This window comes from Nocardia sp. NBC_01009, assembly GCF_045208035.1.
In the GTDB taxonomy this organism is placed as follows: Bacteria; Actinomycetota; Actinomycetes; order Mycobacteriales; family Mycobacteriaceae; genus Nocardia.
Map to the genome: position 1 here is coordinate 3,536,282 of NZ_CP108695.1, position 20,626 is coordinate 3,556,907.

The following is a 20,626-nucleotide window of genomic DNA, read 5'->3' on the forward strand; positions in this document are numbered from 1 at the left end:
GTTTAGGGTTTGCTCCCGGCCGAGTGTTGAGAATCCGAAAACGACAGGCTTTAGATCGAAGGAAGGCGAGAGCCAATGACGCCCCCGCACAACTACCTTGCAGTGATCAAGGTCGTCGGTATCGGCGGCGGCGGTGTGAATGCCGTCAACCGGATGATCGAACAAGGTCTCAAGGGAGTCGAGTTCATCGCGGTCAACACTGACGCGCAGGCCCTGCTGATGAGCGATGCCGACGTCAAGCTCGACGTCGGTCGTGAACTCACTCGCGGCCTGGGCGCCGGTGCCGACCCCGAGGTCGGCCGCAAGGCCGCCGAGGATCACAAGGACGAGATCGAAGAGGTGCTCAAGGGCGCCGACATGGTCTTCGTCACCGCGGGCGAGGGCGGTGGCACCGGCACCGGTGGTGCACCGGTCGTCGCTCAGATCGCGCGCAAGCTCGGAGCCCTCACGATCGGTGTGGTGACCAGGCCGTTCTCCTTCGAGGGCAAGCGGCGCGGCAACCAGGCCGAGGTGGGCATCAACCTACTGCGCGAGTCCTGCGACACGCTGATCGTCATTCCGAACGATCGGCTGCTGCAGCTCGGCGACGCCGCGGTGAGTCTGATGGACGCCTTCCGCTCCGCCGACGAGGTGCTGCTCAACGGTGTGCAGGGCATCACCGACCTGATCACCACCCCCGGCCTGATCAACGTCGACTTCGCCGACGTCAAGAGCGTGATGTCCGGCGCGGGCAGCGCGCTGATGGGCATCGGTTCGGCGCGTGGTGAGGGACGGTCGGTGAAAGCCGCGGAGTCGGCCATCAATTCACCGCTGCTCGAGGCGTCCATGGACGGCGCGCACGGTGTGCTGCTTTCGATCGCGGGCGGCTCCGACCTTGGCCTGTTCGAGATCAACGAGGCGGCCTCGCTGGTGCAGGAGGCCGCGCACATCGAGGCCAACATCATCTTCGGCACAGTGATCGACGATTCGCTCGGCGACGAAGTACGCGTCACCGTGATCGCGGCGGGCTTCGACAGCGGCGCGCCCGCGCGGCGTACTTTCGAACCCGCGAACCGGGGCACGATCGGTTCCGCGCGCGCAGGCGAAATCGCGCAGAGCCGCACCAGCGAGGTGGCGGCGTCTTCGCGTGCCGAAACCTCTTCTGCCGCAAGCCAGTCAGCCTCCACTCGGGGATCCGTGCCCAGCTATCGGGACAGCGAACGCGCACGCACCCTCGCCGAGCCGACGATCGCCAACAACTCGCGCACGCACATCGAACCCCCGGATTCGGGTGACGATGATGACGACGTCGACGTGCCCTCGTTCATGCGCAGGTAAGAAGCAGGATCCGGCAGGGGCCGGGTCCCGGTGGCCGCCGGGACGACGGGGGCCGAAAACGGCTGTGACGTGGGATACGCGCATTCGGGGCCGAGCGGCGCCGGCCGTTAGGCTGGTGTCATGACGATTGCGCCGACGCTGACCGTTCGACGGGTGACCACCACGCGAGCGGGGGGCTTCTCGGCACCGCCGTACGATTCGTTCAATCTCGGCGATCATGTGGGGGACAATCCGGCGACGGTGCAGCGCAATCGGGATCGGCTGGCCGATGGAATCGGGCTGGCGCCCGAGCGGCTGGTGTGGATGGAACAGATCCACGGCCGCCATGTCGAAATTGTCGATGGCCCGAGGTCCGAGCCGGTTCCTGCGACCGATGCGCTGGTGACCACCGTGCCGGGGCTCGCGCTGGTGGTCCTGAGCGCGGACTGTGTGCCGATTCTGCTCTCCGATGACGAAGCGGGCGTGGTCGCCGCCGTACACGCTGGACGCATCGGCGCTCGGATCGGCATCGTGCCACGGGTACTCGACGCGATGATCTCCGTCGGTGCCCGGCTCGATCGGATCGGCGCCTTCCTCGGCCCGGCCGCCTCCGGCCGCCAGTACGAGGTGCCCGCCGCGATGCGCGCCGATGTCGAGGCGCATCTGCCCGGCAGCGCGACCACCACCGTGCGTGGCACCCCCGCACTGGACCTGCGCGCCGGAATCCGCAGGCAGCTCACCGAGGCCGGTGTCGCCGCCGTCGCGGTCGATCCACGCTGCACCATCGAGGATCGCACCCTGTTCAGTCACCGCCGCGGCGCGCCTACCGGCAGGATAGGCAGTGTGATCTGGGCACAGGCGGACGCATGAGCGAGCGAAGCATCGGCGCAGCCGCACCGGCGGTTTCGACGGAGCCGAGCGCCGAGGCGGCGGTGTCATGAGTGCTGCGGCGGAGTCGGAAACCATTGCGGCCGAGGCAGTAGACGGCCGGACCGCCGAGTTGGCGGAGAACCTGGCCGGGCTGAACAAGCGGATCGGCGCGGCGTGTCGAGCGGCAGGCCGTGACCCGGCGTCGGTGCGGCTGCTACCGGTGACGAAATTCTTCCCGGCCGCCGATGTCGCCATCCTGCACCGATTGGGCTGCCGCGAGTTCGGCGAGTCGAGGGAGCAGGAGGCCACCGCGAAGGCGGTCGAGCTGGGCGGGCTGGTGGATGTGCGCTGGCACATGATCGGCCGATTGCAGCGCAACAAGGCACGCACCGTTGCGCGCTGGGCCTATGCGGTGCACTCGGTGGACAGCGAACGACTGGCAATGGCTCTTGACACCGCGGCGCGCGCCGCGGTGGATGCGGGGGAGCGGACCGACCCGGTCGAGGTGCTCGTTCAGGTCAGCCTCGATGAGGATCCCGGCCGCGGCGGCGTCGCGCCGGAAGAGCTTGCGGCGCTGGCAGACCGGGTTGCCGACGCCGCAGGGCTGCGGCTGGCTGGGCTGATGGCGATTCCGCCGCTCGATGTCGACCCCACCGCCGCGTTCGCCCGCCTTGCCGCGGTGCATGCCCGGCTACTGCGTGACCATCCCGGCGCACGAGAACTTTCCGCCGGAATGTCCGGTGATCTGGAATCGGCGATTGAACACGGTTCCACGTGTGTGCGTGTCGGAACCGCCTTGATGGGCGCCCGACCGATAACCTCGGCGTAGCAAAGAAACCTCATCAGTCACATTCGACACATATGCTTGGGGCAGAAGAGGGCTGAGCAAGACTTCAACACCCGGCCGCCACCGGGGCCGAAGGAAGGTCGACCAGAATGAGCGAGCGCAGCGAGCGAGTAACCGACGCAGCCACAATCGTGGTCATGACGGAGCCGAGCGACAGCGAGGCGCAGTCATGAGCACGCTGCACAAGTTCAAGGCGTACTTCGGCATGGTTCCGCTCGAGGATTACGAAGACGACTATGTCGCCGAGCATGCCCCTCGTGGCGTGGACGAGCGTGCCACCCGTAGGCCCCGTGACTACTCCGACCGTGGGGGCTATGGCGCCCCCCGTTATTCGGACGATCGGTACGGTGCCGATCGCTTCGATGACGAATCCGATTACCCGGAGCCGGCTTACAAGTCTCCGTACAAGGCCGGGTACCCGGTGTCCCGTCGGGACGACTACGCCGACGAGCCCTACGGTGACGACCGCTACGAGGCGCCGCGTCGCCCGACCCGGATCGAGTCCGCACCGACCGCGGGCCGATTCCGTGCCGGTGGCAACGCGCCGATGATGCGGGGAGCCACCAGAGGTGCGCTCGCCGTCGATCCCGATGCCGAGGAGCGGCGGCTGGAGGAGCGCGTGCGCCCCGAGCCCGCCCCTGCGCGTCGTCCTGGGATCTTCGAGGACGGAGGTCCCTTGTCCAAGATCACGACGCTGCGCCCGCGTGACTACAGTGAGGCCCGCATCATCGGTGAGCGGTTCCGTGAGGGCAACCCGGTGATCATGGACCTGGTCGACCTGAGCAACGCCGATGCCAAGCGGCTCGTCGATTTCGCCGCAGGCCTGGCCTTCGCCCTGCGTGGCTCATTCGACAAGGTCGCCACCAAAGTGTTCCTGCTCTCACCGGCCGACGTGGACGTATCGGCCGAGGAGCGGCGCAGGATCGCGGAAACCGGCTTCTACAACCAGAAATAGCGGTGTGATCCGGGGGTGGTCTCAGACCTGTCACGCATGGGGCGGTGTGGTCATTTTGCGCGGCGGGAATTTTCGGGCAGAGTGAAGTCGTGGCCTTGTTCGCGGTGCTGTACTTCGTACTGTTCATCTTCTGGCTGTTGCTGATCAGCCGGGTGATCGTCGAGTTCATCCGTAGTTTTGCTCGCGACTGGCGCCCGAGCGGCTTCGTAGTCGTCATCCTCGAGGTGATCTTCACGATCACAGACCCTCCGGTGAAACTCCTGAGGCGGTTGATACCACCGGTGTCACTGGGGGGAATTCGACTCGATCTGTCGATTATGGTCTTGCTTTTCATCGTCTTCATCCTGATGTCGATCGTGGGCAGGCTCGGGCAACCGGTAGCCCCGGTGTGACAGAATGAACCGAGAAGATAGCTTGCTAGATCTGCTAGATCTCCAAAAGACGCGTGAAGGGATCCTTCCATGCCGCTGACCCCAGCCGATGTGCACAACGTCGCGTTCAGCAAACCGCCGATCGGGAAGCGCGGCTACAACGAGGATGAAGTAGACGCCTTCCTGGATCTCGTGGAGCAGGAGCTCTCGCGGCTGATCGAGGAGAACGCCGACCTGCGTCAACGGGTCGCCGAGCTGGACGCGGAACTGGCCGATGCCAAGAAGAATCGCGGCCCTGCCAGCCCCAATGCGGTGAAAGCTCCGGTGCAGCAGGCCCCGCCGCCGGAGCCCATCAAGCCTCCGGTGCAGCAGGCCCCGCCGCCCGCCCCGATGCCGGTGGCCCCGCCCGTCGCCAAGGAAGCGCCGAGCGCCGATGCCAACCTGCAGGCGGCCAAGGTGCTCAGCCTCGCCCAGGAGATGGCGGACCGGCTGACCAGCGATGCCAAGTCCGAAGCGGAGAACCTGCTTTCGAACGCTCGGGCAAATTCCGAGCGACTCGTCGGAGATGCCCGTACTCGCTCCGAGGCCATGATTGCCGACGCTCGTCAGAAGTCGGATGCGATGCTGTCGGACGCGCAGACCCGCTCGGACAACCAGCTGCGTCAGGCAAAGGAGAAGGCCGACGCACTGCAGGCAGACGCCGAGCGCAAGCACACCGAGATCATGGCAACCATCACCCAGCAGCGCAGCGTGCTGGAGAGCCGGATCGAGCAGCTCAAGACCTTCGAACGCGAATACCGCGTGCGGCTGAAGTCGTACCTGGAATCGCAGCTCGAGGAGCTGGAGAACCGTGGCTCTGCCGTCCCGGTCGATGGCGACGGCGCCTTCGCCGATGCCAATACTGCCAATAATCTCGCGCCGGCCTCGTTTGCCAAGGGTGGCAAGTAGTCTCGTTATCAGGCCGACATGGCCGCCTTTGTAGTCCTGCCGCCTGGCATGCCTAGGGGGTCAACATGCTCGTCTTGACGCTCGTCCTTGCCGCTATCGGCTTTGCCCTGCTAGTGGCCGCGCTGACCACCGGATCGGTGGTGTGGGCGTGGGGATGCATCGTTGTCTGTGTACTGGGTGCCGTGCTGCTGTTGGTGAGCGCGCTGTCCATGCGGAGCCCGGACAGCGATTCCGCACCACCGCCGGGACGACATGCTAAACGTTGAGGTCGGGCCACCAGAACTGGTTTGACCGCAGTGGCTAGAATCAAACATATGCGGCGTTGATCCGGCCATCACCGGGGAGTCTTCGGAAGAACGGCGGCACGAGCGAACACTCGGCACGCTCAGTAGAACCGAACGGGTGAGCCCGTCACAGCTTGCAATGAGAGGTCCGGCGCAGTTGCCGCTGGACAAGCGGGGTGGTACCGCGGTATCGGCGCAACCGGCGCCGGAATCGTCCCCGTGCTGACACATACGCGCCTACGGCGCGGCGGCACGAGGAGACGGCATCCGCGATGGCGGACGACACTTCCAGTAGCGCATACCCACGCGTCGACCTCGGCGCAGGCACCGGGGCGTCCTTCCCTGACCTGGAGCGACGTGTCCTCGACGCTTGGTCGGCCGATGACACCTTCCGCGCCAGCATTGAAAACCGTTCGGGTGCAGTGTCATTGGCGGCCGCGGAGTCCTCCGTGGTTACGCAGGCCGCCTCCTCCGGGCCCGTCGCTCCCGCCGGGGAGTTCGTCTTCTATGACGGCCCGCCGTTTGCCAACGGTCTGCCGCATTACGGGCATTTGCTCACCGGCTATGTGAAGGATCTCGTTCCGCGTTTCCAGACGATGCGCGGTAAGCGCGTCGATCGGCGATTCGGTTGGGACTGCCATGGATTGCCCGCGGAAATCGAGGCGGAAAAGCAGCTCGGTATCACGGACAAATCACAGATCGATGCGATGGGGCTGGCGGAATTCAACGCCGCCTGTAAATCTTCGGTACTGCGCTACACCGGTGAATGGCGCGATTACGTGACGCGTCAGGCGCGCTGGGTCGACTTCGACAACGACTACAAGACACTGGATCTCGACTTCATGGAGTCGGTGATGTGGGCGTTCAAGTCGCTGTACGAGAAGGGCCTCATCTATCAGGGCTTCCGGGTGCTGCCCTACAGCTGGTACGAGCAGACTCCACTGTCCAATCAGGAGACCCGGCTCGACGACGCCTACAAGATGCGTCAGGATCCGGCCGTCACCGTCGACATGGTGCTGCGCGTGCCCGCCGAGCACCCGCTGCACGCGCTCGACGGCGCCAACGCGCTGATCTGGACCACCACACCATGGACCCTGCCCTCCAACCTCGCTATCGCGGTGCACCCCGATGTGCGCTACGCGCAGGTGCGCGCATCCGACGGCAAGCGGTATGTGCTGGCCGCCGAACGGGTCTCGCATTACGCCCGCGAGTTCGGCGAGGAGCCGGAGGTGCTCGCGGAGTACGACGGCGCCGCGCTCGCCGATCTGTCCTACGAGCCGCCGTTCGATTTCTTCGTCGGTCACCCGCGTGCCCATCGGGTGCTGACCGCCGACTATGTGACCACCGACTCCGGTACCGGAATCGTCCATCTCGCTCCCGCTTTCGGTGAGGAGGACATGGATGTCGCCACCGCCAACGGCATCGAGCTGGTGCAGCCGCTGGATCCGGGCGGCAAGTTCACCTCGATGGTGCCGCCATATGAGGGTCTGATGGTCTTCGACGCCAACCCGGTGATCATCAAGGACCTCAAGGCCGCGGGAAAGCTGTTGCGGCACGAGACGATCGAGCACTCCTACCCGCACAGCTGGCGTTCGGGCCAGCCGCTGATCTACATGGCGGTGCCGTCCTGGTTCGTTGCGGTCACCACCTTCCGCGACCGGATGGTGGAGCTGAACAAGCAGATCAGCTGGGTGCCCGAGCACATCGGCGACGGCCAGTTCGGCAAGTGGCTGGAGGGTGCGCGGGACTGGAACATCAGCCGCAACCGCTACTGGGGCAGCCCGATCCCGGTGTGGGTGTCCGACGATCCGGCCTACCCGCGCACCGACGTCTACGGCTCGCTCGATGAGCTGGAGCGCGATTTCGGCGTGCGCCCGACTGACCTGCACCGGCCGATGATCGACGACCTGACCAGGCCCAACCCCGACGATCCGACCGGCAGGTCGACCATGCGGCGGGTGCCGGAGGTGCTGGACTGCTGGTTCGAGTCGGGCTCGATGCCGTATGCCCAGGTGCACTACCCGTTCGAGAACAAGGAGTGGTTCGACGGCCACTTCCCCGGTGATTTCATTGTCGAGTACAACGGGCAGACCCGCGGCTGGTTCTACACGCTGCACGTGCTCTCGACCGCGCTCTTCGACAGCCCCGCCTTCAAAACCGTTGCTGCGCACGGCATCGTGCTCGGTGATGACGGGCTGAAGATGAGCAAGTCCAAGGGCAACTACCCGGACGTGAACGAGGTGTTCGACCGGGACGGCTCCGATGCGATGCGCTGGTTCCTGATGAGCTCGCCGATCCTGCGCGGCGGCAACCTCATCGTCACCGAGCGCGGCATCCGCGAAGGCGTCAGCCATGCGCTGCGCCCGCTGTGGAATGCGTGGACCTTCCTGCAGCTCTACGCATCCCGGCCGGGCACTTGGCGTACCGACTCCACGAATGTGCTCGATCGCTACATCCTGGCCAAGCTGGCCGCCACCAGGGATGTGATGACCGAGGCGCTGGAGGGCTACGACATCGCGGGCGCCTGCGACGAGCTGCGCTCGTTCGCCGACGCGCTCACCAATTGGTATGTGCGCCGGTCGCGTTCGCGGTTCTGGAGCGAGGACCGCGACGCTGTCGATACCCTGCACACGGTGTTGGAGGTGGTTACTCGGCTGGCCGCCCCGCTGCTGCCGTTGATCTCCGAGGTGATCTGGCGCGGCCTGACCGGCGAGCAGTCGGTGCATCTGACCGATTGGCCCGAGGAGGGTGAGCTGCCGCAGGATCCGCAGCTGGTCGCCGCGATGGACGAGGTCCGCGTGGTCTGCTCGACAGTGCTGAGCCTGCGCAAGGCCCAGAACCTGCGAGTGCGGCTGCCGCTGGCCGAGGCGACCATCGCCGCGCCCGACGCCGATCGACTGCGCCCGTACGCGGACATCATCGCCGACGAGGTGAACGTCAAGAAGGTCGATCTGACCACCGACGTCGCCGTACACGGCCGGTTCGAGCTGGTCGTCAATGCCCGTGCCGCGGGTCCGCGCCTCGGCAAGGACGTGCAGACGGTGATCAAGGCGGTCAAGGCGGGCGAGTGGTCCGAGGATGCCGATGGCGTTGTCACGGCGGCGGGCATCCAGCTGCTGCCGGAGGAGTACACCCAGCGCCTGGTTGCCGCCGAGCCCGAGTCCACCGCGGCGCTTCCGGGCAATGCCGGGCTGGTGGTGCTGAATTCGGTGGTGACCGAGGAGTTGGAGGCCGAGGGCTGGGCCCGCGATGTGATCCGCGATCTGCAGGAGACCCGAAAGTCCGCCGGGCTGGATGTTTCCGACCGCATCACGGTGGTCCTCGGGGTGCCCGCCGAGCAGGCGGCCTGGGCGCAGACCCATCGCGACCTCATCGCTGGTGAGATCCTGGCCACCGAGCTGACTTTTGGTGACCCGGGCGCGGATGCGGCCGACATCGTCGGCGGCGTGCGGGTGTCCATCGCCAAGGTCTGACCGGTATTCGATCGACAGCGCGGGGCGGGACCGATTCGGTCTCGCCCCGCGTTTTGTGTTCGTTCTCGGTGCACGGGATGAGAAGGCCGATGCTCGGCTCGTGGCCTCGCTCCTCGCGAAGGTCGCACCCGACCTAGTGATTGTGATCAAGATCACATGCTGAAGATTTGCTGGAATGCTTGTCGCGATCTTGAAAGGGCCGGCACAATCAACAATGTTACTGCTGGTGCGTAGCAGTACTCCTGTTACGGCAGTGACTGTTCGTGCTGTACTGATCCACCTGAAATACCTTGTGCCGACGCCATATTCGGGTCTGGTTCAGGTGCTGTTATGTGCGGCTCCACTCCATCGACGAGGCCGGTGCCGCGCGGTAGCCGGGTCGACGGAAGGGGCGAGCACGTGACGAGAAAACCATTGCGCCGGATAGCCATCGGGTTTCTGGTGTCCACGGTCGTGACGTTCCTACTAGCCGGACCGGTGCGCGGTGATTCGGGGAGCGCCTCGGGTTCGGGAGGTTCCGGGTCGGGTTCGGGCAGTTCCGGGTCGGGTTCGGGCAATTCCGGGTCAGGTTCGGGCAGTTCCAGCGGCTCCGCAATGCTGCCGCTGCCGAGTACCGCTGGACTCGGCGCGTTGACCGCGGCCGCGACGCAGGTCGGCAAGCCCTACGAATGGGGTGCGACGGGACCCTTCACCTGGGACTGCTCGGGCCTGGTCCAGTGGGCCTTCCGTCAGGTCGGGGTCAAGCTGCCGCGCACCACCTGGGAGCAGGCCAGGGTCGGGTCTGCGGTCCCGTTCGCCGCACTCTCGCCGGGTGATGTCGTCATCCTCAACGACGACGCCTCCCATGTCGGCATCTACGCCGGCTTCGGGCAGATCCTCGACGCCCACGATTGGGGCGTTCCCGTCGGTCTGCACCCGCTCGGCGAGTTCGACATCTTCGCCATCCGCCGCTTCTGAAACCGGCGCTGCCTCGGGTCGCGGCCGACCGGCGGCGATCTGGCTACCTCGAGCGTGCCGTCAGGCCGAACAGCTCCTCGTAGAACGACGTGCGCAGCGTCGAGCTCTTCGCCTGTACAGTCGCTTTCGCTCCGAGCAGGCCGGTGCGCGGGGTAAATGCCACGCCCGCGTGCGGTCCGAGCGACAGCGCCATCATCGGCGGACCGGGACGGTAAGTGGTCAGCTCGCCGCCACCTGCGATCAAGGGTCGGTCATGGCGGCGATGCTCGACAGCGCCAACCGCGCGGGCTGAGAGCGCCGCACCGCCAGCGGTGCGGCGTTCGTCAGCGGCGCCGGTCGCGCCGCGGTTTCCGGTGTCCGCATTCGTTGTGAGGCAAGGTTTTACGAACCCGGCGCGGCTGGTCGCCGACAGGAGGCAGCCGGATCGGGTGCCGGTCGGAGCCGCTTTTGGCGGGGTGGCTGCGCGCCGTCAGTCGAAGAGCGTGCGCAGCCTCGGTCCGTATTCGGGATGGGCGAGGGCCGAGGCGAATTGGGCGACCAGGTAGTCGGCGGGGTTGCCGGTGTCGTACCAGCGGCCGCGGATGACCTGGCCGAAGACCGGGTTCTCCGCGGCGTGCACGTTGATGGCATCGGTCAGGTAGACCTCGCCCTCACGGTGCTGATACCAGCGTTCGGTCTGCCTACGCAGCTCATCGATGATGCCGGGGGTGACCACGTAGCCGCCGATCGCGGCGAAGTCGGAGGGCGCGTCCTCGGGCTTGGGCTTCTCCATCAGGCCGGTGATGCGCAGCAGGCCGTTGCCCTGGTCGTCGGCGACCACCGGTACGCCGTAGCGCTGGGATTCGGCCGGGTCCATCGGCATCAGTGCGAGCACCGGGGAGCCGGTGGCCTCGTAGGCGTCGATGAGCTGCTGGGCACGCGGCACCTCGGCGACGAAGACGTCGTCGGGCCACAGCACCAGCATCGGCTCGTCGCCGGCATTGCGGGCCGCGTTCAGGACCGGGGTGCCGTTGCCGTAAGGGCCGTGCTGGTCGAGGTAGGTGATGTGGCCGAGCCGGGAGAGTTCACCGACCTCTTCGACGGCGTCGGCGTAGGCGGTCTTGCCGTCCGCGCGCAGCTGCGCGACCAATGCCGGGTTGGGGCGGAAGTGGTCTTGAATCAACGACTTTCCGCTGCTGACGACGATGGTGATGTCGGTGATGCCCGACGCGACCAGCTCACGGACGGTGTGCTCGATGACCGGCTTGTCGCCGACGGGCAGCATCTCTTTGGGGATGGCCTTGGTCAGCGGGAGGAGTCGGGAGCCGATTCCGGCGGCCGGGATCACGGCCTTGCGGATCTTCATGAACCGATCATCACATATCGGTGTGGCCGAAAAGCCCGATCCCGGCAAGCGATGGTTGGGCAGTTGTATGCGGATACATCGGGCGTTGGGCCGATCAGGGCAGGTCACGGCCTGTTCGCGGGATCGCATGCGCCGCGGTCACGCGGCAGGGCGGCCGTGGCGGCCGTTACCCGATATCTATAGCAACCCGACAGTGACCGCCCAGACCTGCGCATGCCGGATCTGTCGGTAGGGCGGCGTAGATTTCGGGTCGTGAGCACCGACGACACCACCATCGCCGCAGGCGCGACAGGTGGCGACGTGGGCGCGGCGGGTGGAAAAGCGGCAGGCGTCGCGGCGTCCGTCACCGGCCGCACGGCCCGCCGGTGGGTGCTGCATATCGATATGGACGCCTTCTTCGCTTCGGTCGAGCAACTGACCCGTCCGACGCTGCGTGGGCGTCCCGTTCTGGTGGGCGGCACCGGCGGGCGCGGTGTCGTGGCGGGAGCGAGTTACGAGGCGCGGGTGTACGGCGCGCGCTCGGCGATGCCGATGCATCAGGCCCGGCGGTTGGTCGGCGTCGCCGCGGTGGTGGTGCCGCCGCGCGGTGCGGTCTACAGCGTGCTGAGCGCGCAGGTGTTCGATGCGTTGCGCAGCCGGATCCCGGTGCTGGAGACGCTGTCGTTCGACGAGGCGTTCGGCGAGCCGGCCGAACTGGCAGGAGCGAGCGCGCAACAGGTGCACGAATTCTGCGAGCAACTGCGGGCGCTGGTCCGCGAGCGGACCGGACTGGTCGCCTCGGTCGGCGCCGGAACCGGTAAGCAGCTGGCCAAAATTGCCTCCGGTCTGGCCAAACCCGATGGCATCCGAGTGGTTTCGCCGGAGGACCAACAGCAGCTGCTCGCCGGTCTTCCGGTGCGCAAACTGTGGGGGATCGGGCCGGTGGCCGAGAGCAGGCTGCGCTCGCTCGGAATCGAGACCGTCGGCGCGTTCGCGGCGCTGCCGGAGTCGGAGGCGGTATCGATCCTCGGCGGCAGTATCGGTGCGGCGCTGCACCGGCTGGCCCGCGGCATCGACGACCGTCCGGTGGCCGAACGCGCCGAGGCCAAACAGATCAGCGCCGAAACCACCTACGAGAACGACATTGTCACCCTCGCCCAGCTGCGGCCCGCGATCGAGGCGATGGCCGGCGCCGCCCACACCAGGCTCGGCAAGGATGGCCGTGCCGCCCGTACGGTGGTGCTGAAGCTCAAGAAATCCGACATGAGCATCGTGACGAGATCGTTCACCCTGCCTTACGCCACGGCCGACCTGGCCACCCTGTGCACCGCCGCGCAGCGCTCCGCGATCGATCCTGCCGAGCTCGGCCCGATCCGGTTGGTCGGCGTGAGCTTCGGTGGGCTCTCGACAGTGCGGCAGGAATCGCTGTTCCCCGAGCTGGATCAATCGCCTGTCGAGGAGCACACCGAGGAGCCCGAATGGGTGCCCGCGCCCGCCGTCAGGTCGGATTCCGAGGCGCCGCAAGCCGATTCGACGGCGCGGCGGGCAACCCAGTGGTATCCGGGCATGGACGTGGTGCATCCCGAATTCGGACACGGCTGGGTGCAGGGCGCGGGACTGGGTGTGGTCACCGTCCGGTTCGAGACCAGCTCGACAGGGCCCGGCCCGGCGCGTACGTTCGCTGCCGACGACATCAGTTTGTCCCGGGCTGATCCACTAGGCAGTCTCCGCTGACCGGTAGCCTGTGATACTCGTGCAGCGTTGCCGTTCGGTTGGACGCTGTCCGTGTTGACCCGTACCTACTCGAACGTAAAGGACGAGCAGTTGAAGCTTCGTAAGACTGGACGCATCGCGATCGCCGGCCTGGCCATCGCCGCCACGCTGAGCATGACCGCTTGTGGTGGCGACGACAACAAGGACACCGCCAAGCCGGCCCGCACTACGACCAGTGCCAAGGCCGCGGCGTCGGCGAGCTCGAACCTGCCGCCGGTCCCGACCGTGTCGGAGCTGAACACGGCACTGCAGAAGGCGCTGGATCCGTCGATCCCGAATACCGAGAAGCTCGACATGGTCCAGGGCGCGCAGGCCGACCCGGAGCTGCCCAACCGTCTTGCCGAGGCCGCCAAGAGCGCCAACGTCCAGGTCGCCGTCACCGAGGTGACCCCCTTCGGCGACAGCGTCAACGCCAAGGCGAACTTCACCCTCAACGGCCAGACCAATATCGTCGACGTGCCCTTCGTCGCCGAAGACGGCAAGTGGAAGGTCCAGAAGACCTGGGCCTGCACCATGCTGAGCAACCTCGGCCAGCAGTCGGTGGCCTGCACCAGCTAGTTCCTCGGGCGGTCGGCCCCCGCTCGGCTCGGGGGTCGGCCGCGCAGGCAACACGTTTCGCAGGCAAACTATTCCGCTACTATCGGGCACCGTGGCTGACACGATGGTGTGGGCGGGGCAGCCGCCCGTCGAGGCATCCGAATCCGGGACGGCACAACCGAACAGACGCGGGGGATGGGCCGGGCCGCTCGCACTGATTGCCGGTTTGCTCGGCGCGCTGTTCGCGGTCGCCGTGCCATTGCTGCCGGTTTGCGTGGACGCAGCGACGCTGACCTGGCCGCAAGCCGGATCCGCACGCAGCATCGAAGCCCCGCTGGTCTCCTATGCGCCACTGACTTTCGATGCCACCCTGCCCTGCACGGCGATCAACCAGCTCAGTGCGAAAGGTGGGGTGCTCGCTGCCACCGGACCGGCAGGAGCGCCGAATCTCGAGCGGTACGGGTTCGTCGCGCGGGTGCAGCCGCCCCGCGGCGACACGGCCGCTCGACTCGACGTTGTGCTGCGAAACCAGGCGCTGCTCAGCGTTCCGGTCGACGAACTGATCCCCGGTTGCGAGCTCACCGTGCATGCCGACACCACCAGCGCGACCGCCACCCTGGTGGGATTCGAAGCACCAGGCTTCCCCGTCGTGCTCAATGGCGACTATCGACCGCAGCTGGTCGGCATCTTCAGCGATCTGGCCAGTGCCGACGGTGCCCGTGTCACCGCGGCGCTCGACACCAGATTCTCCTCGACACCCACTCCGATCAAGCGAGCGGCGATCTGGCTCGCCGTGCTGTGCACCCTTGTTTCGCTGGTCGCGCTATACCGGCTCGATCGCCGTGACGGCAGGCGCACTCGGCAGGGCCTTCCGCAGCGCTGGTGGACGTTCTCCCTGCTCGACGGCGTGGTGCTCGGAACGATGGTGCTGTGGTACTTCATCGGTTCCACCACCTCCGACGACGGATACCAGTTCGGCATGGCGCGTGCGTCCGGTGTCGCGGGCTACATGGCCAACTATTTCGCGTACTTCGGAGTGCCCGAAAATCCGGTCGGGACACCGTATTACGACTTGATTCGGCTCATGACCGAGGTGAGCACCGCAAGCCCGTGGGTGCGGCTGCCCGCCTTGCTCTGTGGTGTGTCGATGTGGCTGCTGCTCAGCCGTGAGGTGGCACCCCGGCTCGGAGTTGCGGTGCGGCACAACCGGATCGCGATGTGGACCGGGGCGCTCGGCTTTCTGACCATCTGGTTGGCCTACGACAACGGCCTGCGCCCTGAACCGCCGGTGGCACTCGGGCTGCTGCTCACCTGGTGTCTTGTCGAGCGTGCCATCGGGACTCGGCGGTTGCTGCCCGCCGGGCTGGCGATCTCGGTCGCGGCATTCAGTTGCACGGCAGGGCCTTCCGGCGTCATTTGTATCGCCGCGCTGCTCGCGGGGTTGCGACCGGTTGCGCGAATCATCATGGCCCGCATCGGTAATCAGCGCTCGGTGCGCGAGCGGGTTATCGAGTACGCGATCTTGCTCGCACCGCTGCTTGCGGCAGGTGCCGTCGCGCTGGCGGTGATGTTCGCCGATCAGCCGCTCGCGGCGATGTTCGAGATGAAGCGCGTGCATCACATCGTCGGCCCGGATGTGCAGTGGTTCGACGACTATCTGCGCTATCAGTACCTATTTCAAGGCGAGACCGACGGTTCGGTCGGCCGCAGGATCGGCGTCTTCGCGATGTTCGTCGGACTGGCCGTGTGCGTGCTCATGGTGCTGCGCAAGGGCGGTCGGATTCCGCAGACCGCGGCGGGCCCGACGCGGCGCATTCTCGGTGTCACCGTCGGCGCGCTGCTTCTTGTCATGGTCACGCCCACCAAGTGGACTCATCATTTCGGCGTGTACGCGGGGGTGGCCGGAGCCGTCGCGATGGTCACGGCCATGGCGGTCGGCCCGCGGGTGCTGCGTGCGCCGCGCAACCGTGCCCTGTTCGCCGCCTTGATCGCATTCGTGCTCGCGCTGGTGTTCTCCGGTCCCAACAAATGGTGGTACGTCTCGTCTTACGGCATTCCGTGGTGGGACAAGCCGCCCGTCGTCGCCGGATTCGGGCTCAACAAGCTGTTCCTCGTCGCCACGGTCCTGCTGCTCGTCGGGTCCGCGTGGTGGCACATTCATGCTCCGGAACCCGGTACGCCGCACCGGATTTCGCGATTCGGCTGGCGTGTTTCGTTGCTCCCGCCGCTGACCATCGCGCTGGCGCTGCTCGTGGTCTGGGACGTCGGCTCGTTCGCCAAGGCGGCCCTCGCCCAGTATCCGGCGTTCTCGCTGGCGCGCTCGAATATCGCTGCGGTGTCCGGGGATACGTCGGGCCTGGCGGGCCAGGTGTTGGTCGAGACCGACCCGAACGTGGGCATGCTGCGGCCGCTGATCGGCGACGCGATCAGCACGTTGTCGGGCAGCGGAACCGGATTCAGCGGCACCGGGGTTGCCGAGGACCTACGCCCCGACGATGAAGCGAGTTCCTCCGGCAGTATCGCGGACGCACTCAGCAGCAAGTCGGCCACCGAGAACACCGCGGGAACCGCAAGCGCCACCCTGCCGTTCGGTCTCGACCCGGCCACCACGCCGATGCTGGGCACCTATCGCTCCGGCGACGCCGGGCCCGCCGACCTGACCACCGGCTGGTATCGCCTGCCCGACCCCGGCGATCGCGCGAGCATCATCGCGCTGAGCGCGGCAGGGCGCATCAGGTCCGTCGATGCCGACGGCATCGTCACGCCGGGTCAGTCGCTCGAAATCGAGTACGGTGCCACCGATTCCGCGACGACCGCGCAATCCATGGGCCGAGTCACCCCGATTGATATCGGTCCCGCGCCGTCGTGGCGGAACTTGCGGGTGCCGTTCACCGAGATCCCGGATCGCGCCGACGTGATCCGGATTGTCGCTGTCGATCGCGACCGCAACCCGAAACAGTGGCTGGCGCTGACCCCGCCGCGGGTGCCGCAGACCAAGACGCTCGACGAGGTCGTCGGCTCGAAGCCCCCGGTGCTGACCGATTGGATGGTCGGACTTCAGTTTCCGAACCAGCGCCCCTACGACCACCACAACGGCATTGCCGAAATCCCGGCCTACCGCATCCTGCCCGACCGCCCCGGCGCCGAAATCACCAGTCTATGGCAGAGCCACGACGGCGGTGGCCCCCTCGGCTGGACCGACATGCTGCTGCGCTCACGCAGCCTGGCCACCTACCTGAACAACGACTGGCGTCGTGACTGGGGCGAACTCCAGCAGTTCAGCAGGCTCGATGCGAGCGCGGACCCGGCACGGCCCACGATCACCGAACAAGACCACTCCGGACTCTGGACCCCCGGGCACATCATCACCGACTACTGAGCACTCCAGACGCCAAAAACCGACCGGAAGGTACGCATAGTTGATGGAGCGCGCTTGCCGGCTGCTGTGGGCCGAGACCGCAATGTGCGGAGATTGCCGGCGGAAAGGCGCTTCACCGGTGTACGAATGACTGTCGGATAGCTGCGCTACGCATCGGGTGTGTGGGTCGGTTCGGGCGTCGTGGCGCCGGCCTTCGGATTTCGCCTGCCGTTGCGGGCGCGGCGCAGTGCATCGGTGGTGAAAATGGCCAGGGCCGCCCAGATCAGCGCGAAGCCGGCCCACCGGGATGCCGGCATGGGTTCGTGGGCGACGGCGACGCCCCAGGCCATCTGGAGCGCCGGAGTGAGGTACTGGAGCAGGCCCATGGTGGACAGCGGAACGCGCTGCGCGGCAACGGCGAACAACAGGAGCGGAACGAGGGTGACCGGACCGGTGGACACCATCAGCGCGGTATGGCCCGCACCGGAACCGAATTCGCTGCGACCCGACACCATCAGCACGACGGCGAACGCGAGCGCGAACGGCGCGGCGACCAGCCCCTCGGCGGCGATGCCGCGCAGCGCGTCGAGCGCGATCACCTTCTTCACCAATCCGTAGATCGCGAACGAACAGGCCAGCGCGAGCGCGATGACCGGCGGCCTGCCGTAGTCGACGGTCAGCACCGCGACCGCGAGCGCGCCGAGACCGAGCGCGGCCCATTGGGCCCGGGCCAGCCGCTCCCGGAAGATGAGCACGCCGAATGCCACGGTCACCAGCGGGTTGATGAAGTAGCCGAGCGCGCACTCCACCACGTGCCCCGAGGTGACCCCGTACACGTACACACCCCAGTTGAGCGACAGCGCTGTCGAGGCCACCGCGGCCAGCCGCCAGGTCTTCGCGTCGATCCCGCGCATCTCGCGCAGCCGGCCGTTGACCACGAGCACGCCGACGACCAGGATCAGCGTCCACAGGATCCGCTGTGCGACCACCTCGGCCGGACCGGCAAACCCGAGCAGCCCGAAGAAGGCGGGGAACAGGCCCCAGATGAGAAACGCGCCTGCGCCGAACACAACACCTGGGACCGACCTGCTTCGCTGCACGCTACGACCGTAGTTCTCGGTAGCCTTGCGGTCATGTCGATAACCGTGCAGGCAACGGGCGCCACCGGACTGACCACGGCGGAGGTCGAGCAACGTCGCATCGACGGACTGACCAACGACGTCCCGGACCGGGCCAGCCGATCGGTGCGCGAGATCGTCAGGGCCAACGTCTTCACCAGGATCAACGCCATTCTCGGTGTGCTGTTCATCCTGATCCTGGCCACCGGGTCGATCATCGACGGCATGTTCGGCCTGCTGATCGTCGCCAACAGCGCGGTCGGCATCATCCAGGAGATCCGCGCCAAGCGGACCCTGGACCAGTTGGCCATCGTCAGCCAGGCCAAACCGACGGTGCGTCGCGACGGCAAGTCGTTGGAACTCGCGCCGCGCGAGGTGGTGCTGGACGATCTGATCGAGCTCGGGCCCGGCGACCAGATCGTGGTCGACGGCACCGTCGAGGAGTCCGCGCAGCTCGAGGTCGACGAATCGCTGCTCACCGGTGAAGCGGACCCGGTGGACAAGAGGATCGGCGCGCAGGTGATGTCGGGCAGCTACGTGGTGTCCGGCAGCGGCGCCTACCGCGCGACCAAGGTCGGTCGCGACGCCTATGCGGCGAAGCTGGCCGAGGAGGCGAGCAAGTTCACCCTGGTGAAATCCGAGCTGCGCAGCGGCATCGACACGATTCTGAAGGTCATCACCTATCTGCTGATCCCCGCGGGCCTGCTGAGCATTTACAACCAGCTGTTCTCCAGCAAGGAGAGCTGGCGGCCCGCGGTCAGCGGCATGGTCGCGGCGTTGGTGCCGATGGTGCCGGAGGGTCTGGTGCTGATGACCTCGGTCGCCTTCGCGGTCGGCGTGGTCCGGCTCGGTCGGCGCAAGTGTCTGGTGCAGGAGCTGCCTGCGATCGAGGGTCTGGCCAGGGTGGATGTGGTGTGCGCCGACAAGACCGGCACGCTGACCGAGAACGGGATGCGGCTGTCGGACATCAAGGTGCTCGACGACGCCGACGACGCCGAGGTGCGCAAGGCGCTGGCCGCCCTGGCCGCCGACGATCCGCGCCCGAACGCGAGCGTGCAGGCGATCGGCGAAGAACTGCCCGCCGGTCCCGGCTGGCAGCACACCGCGGTCGCCCCGTTCTCCTCGGCGAAGAAGTGGAGCGGGTACTCCTACGGCGAACACGGCGACTGGCTGCTCGGCGCTCCCGATGTGCTGCTCGACCCGACATCCGACGATGCCAGGGTCGCCGAGGAGCTCGGCTCCTCCGGCCTGCGGATCCTGCTGCTGGCACGCAGCGACCGCGTCGTCGACGCTCCCGACGCGCCGGGCGTTGTGACACCCGCCGCGCTTGTGGTGCTCGAACAGAAGATCCGGCCCGACGCCCGCGAGACGCTCGAATACTTTGCCGGCCAGGACGTCTCGATCAAGGTGATCTCCGGCGACAACGCGGTGTCGGTGGGCGCGGTGGCCTCCTCGCTCGACCTCCCCGGCGGCGACCACGCGGTCGATGCCCGCGAATTGCCCGATGGCCGCGACGAGCTCGCCGACATCTTGGAACGCGAAACCACTTTCGGCCGGGTGCGTCCGGACCAGAAGCGAGCCATGGTGGGCGCCTTGCAGTCTCGCGGTCACACCGTCGCCATGACCGGTGACGGCGTGAACGACGTACTCGCGCTGAAGGATTCCGATATCGGCGTCGCGATGGGGGCGGGTAGCCCCGCGACTCGCGCGGTCGCACAGATCGTGTTGCTGGACAACAAATTCGCGACGCTGCCGTACGTGGTGGGCGAGGGTCGTCGGGTCATCGGCAACATCGAGCGGGTGTCGAACCTGTTCCTCACCAAGACCGTGTACGCGGTGTTGCTCGCCTTCCTCGTCGGGCTCGCCGGGGTGGGTTCGCAGATCTTCGACTATGCGCCGATCCCGTATCCGTTCCTGCCTCGGCACGTCACGATCGCGGCCTGGTTCACCATCGGTATCCCGGCGTTCATTCTGTCGCTGGCGCCGAACAACGAGCGGGCCCGCACCGGCTTCGTTCCTCGGGTGCTGCGGCTGGCCATTCCCTCCGGCGTGGTGATCGGCATCGCGACCTTCGTGTCCTACCTGATCGCCTATGCCGGACCGCATGCGAGCGAGCAGCAGAAGGAGCAGGCGGGCACCACGGCGCTGATCACGCTCATCATGATCGCGGTGTGGGTGCTGGCCATCGTGGCGCGGCCGTACGTGTGGTGGAAGATCGTGCTCATCACGGCGTCGGTGGTGGCGTACCTGTTCCTGTTCACCGTTCCGTTCACCCGCCACTTCTTCAAGCTCGACCCCTCGAACATCCGGCTCACCACCGCGGCAATCATCTGTGGCGCCATCGGTGTCGCGCTCGTCGAAGCCGCCTGGTGGATCAGTGCGGCACTGCAGGGACAGCGGGGCCAACTGCTTCCCGCTACCCCCAGCGGCGGCGCCCGACAACTGGACATCTGACTCGCCGCGCCGCGAGATACCTTGTGCGAGGCGAGCATTCGGTGTTGGAGTACCTTCTCGA

General features: G+C 66.8%; 17 protein-coding genes. 13 read left to right on the forward strand and 4 right to left on the reverse strand.

The features are described 5' to 3' along the window. The first annotated feature begins 75 nt into the window (after window positions 1-75). The 9 genes from ftsZ to OHA42_RS15845 all read left to right on the forward strand — a co-directional run bounded on the left by ftsZ (window position 76) and on the right by OHA42_RS15845 (window position 10,001). Window positions 76-1,317: a cell division protein FtsZ gene (gene ftsZ / locus OHA42_RS15805; RefSeq protein ID WP_379072367.1), complete on the forward strand. Its 1,242-nt coding sequence runs from the start codon at window positions 76-78 to the stop codon at window positions 1,315-1,317. A 120-nt stretch (window positions 1,318-1,437) separates the two neighbouring features. Then, entirely contained in the window at window positions 1,438-2,166 is a 729-nt protein-coding gene (pgeF, locus tag OHA42_RS15810; protein ID WP_406237869.1) for a peptidoglycan editing factor PgeF, read from the forward strand. Between the two features lie 67 nt (window positions 2,167-2,233). After that, complete coding sequence (locus OHA42_RS15815; protein WP_406237870.1) at window positions 2,234-2,995, forward strand: YggS family pyridoxal phosphate-dependent enzyme; 762 nt, start codon at window positions 2,234-2,236, stop codon at window positions 2,993-2,995. 187 nt (window positions 2,996-3,182) lie between these two features. Next, entirely contained in the window at window positions 3,183-3,968 is a 786-nt protein-coding gene (gene sepF / locus OHA42_RS15820) for a cell division protein SepF (protein WP_328411421.1), read from the forward strand. Window positions 3,969-4,057: 89 nt separating this feature from the next. Then, window positions 4,058-4,360, forward strand: a complete 303-nt coding sequence (locus OHA42_RS15825; protein ID WP_228000883.1) for a YggT family protein — start codon at window positions 4,058-4,060, stop codon at window positions 4,358-4,360. Between the two features lie 69 nt (window positions 4,361-4,429). Beyond that, window positions 4,430-5,287: a DivIVA domain-containing protein gene (locus tag OHA42_RS15830; RefSeq protein ID WP_328411423.1), complete on the forward strand. Its 858-nt coding sequence runs from the start codon at window positions 4,430-4,432 to the stop codon at window positions 5,285-5,287. 65 nt (window positions 5,288-5,352) lie between these two features. Further along, complete coding sequence (locus OHA42_RS15835) at window positions 5,353-5,553, forward strand: hypothetical protein (protein WP_328411425.1); 201 nt, start codon at window positions 5,353-5,355, stop codon at window positions 5,551-5,553. Window positions 5,554-5,843: 290 nt separating this feature from the next. Continuing rightward, window positions 5,844-9,044 (forward strand): isoleucine--tRNA ligase, encoded by a 3,201-nt coding sequence (gene ileS / locus OHA42_RS15840; RefSeq protein WP_406237873.1) that lies wholly within the window; start codon window positions 5,844-5,846, stop codon window positions 9,042-9,044. A 399-nt stretch (window positions 9,045-9,443) separates the two neighbouring features. Next, window positions 9,444-10,001, forward strand: coding sequence for a C40 family peptidase (locus tag OHA42_RS15845; RefSeq protein WP_406237875.1), 558 nt, complete (start codon window positions 9,444-9,446; stop codon window positions 9,999-10,001). 43 nt (window positions 10,002-10,044) lie between these two features. Here the strand turns inward: OHA42_RS15845 and OHA42_RS15850 are convergent, their stop codons facing one another. The 3 genes from OHA42_RS15850 to OHA42_RS15860 form a co-directional block, all read right to left on the reverse strand. Continuing rightward, a complete protein-coding gene (locus OHA42_RS15850) occupies window positions 10,045-10,245 on the reverse strand; it encodes a hypothetical protein (RefSeq protein WP_406237877.1) in 201 nt (66 codons plus the stop codon). After that, window positions 10,242-10,364 carry a hypothetical protein gene (locus OHA42_RS15855; protein ID WP_406237879.1) on the reverse strand — a complete coding sequence of 41 codons (123 nt, stop codon included), beginning with the start codon at window positions 10,362-10,364 and terminating at the stop codon, window positions 10,242-10,244. Before OHA42_RS15855 ends, OHA42_RS15850 begins: the two co-directional genes overlap by 4 nt. A 106-nt stretch (window positions 10,365-10,470) precedes the next feature. Beyond that, on the reverse strand, window positions 10,471-11,346 hold the full coding sequence (locus OHA42_RS15860; protein ID WP_406237881.1) for a UTP--glucose-1-phosphate uridylyltransferase: 876 nt from the start codon (window positions 11,344-11,346) through the stop codon (window positions 10,471-10,473). Window positions 11,347-11,730: 384 nt separating this feature from the next. Here OHA42_RS15860 and OHA42_RS15865 point away from each other — a divergent pair, with 384 nt between their 5' ends. From OHA42_RS15865 to OHA42_RS15875, 3 genes are all read left to right on the forward strand, one after another. After that, window positions 11,731-13,059, forward strand: coding sequence for a DNA polymerase IV (locus tag OHA42_RS15865; RefSeq protein WP_406239391.1), 1,329 nt, complete (start codon window positions 11,731-11,733; stop codon window positions 13,057-13,059). A gap of 51 nt (window positions 13,060-13,110) precedes the next feature. After that, window positions 13,111-13,656, forward strand: coding sequence for a hypothetical protein (locus OHA42_RS15870; RefSeq protein WP_406237883.1), 546 nt, complete (start codon window positions 13,111-13,113; stop codon window positions 13,654-13,656). A gap of 91 nt (window positions 13,657-13,747) precedes the next feature. Then, entirely contained in the window at window positions 13,748-17,014 is a 3,267-nt protein-coding gene (locus tag OHA42_RS15875; protein WP_406237885.1) for an arabinosyltransferase domain-containing protein, read from the forward strand. A 146-nt stretch (window positions 17,015-17,160) separates the two neighbouring features. Here OHA42_RS15875 and rarD read toward each other — a convergent pair whose 3' ends face one another. Continuing rightward, window positions 17,161-18,093 (reverse strand): EamA family transporter RarD, encoded by a 933-nt coding sequence (rarD, locus tag OHA42_RS15880; protein WP_406237887.1) that lies wholly within the window; start codon window positions 18,091-18,093, stop codon window positions 17,161-17,163. Window positions 18,094-18,126: 33 nt separating this feature from the next. Here rarD and OHA42_RS15885 point away from each other — a divergent pair, with 33 nt between their 5' ends. Continuing rightward, window positions 18,127-20,565, forward strand: coding sequence for an HAD-IC family P-type ATPase (locus OHA42_RS15885; protein ID WP_406237889.1), 2,439 nt, complete (start codon window positions 18,127-18,129; stop codon window positions 20,563-20,565). Window positions 20,566-20,626: the final 61 nt, after the last annotated feature.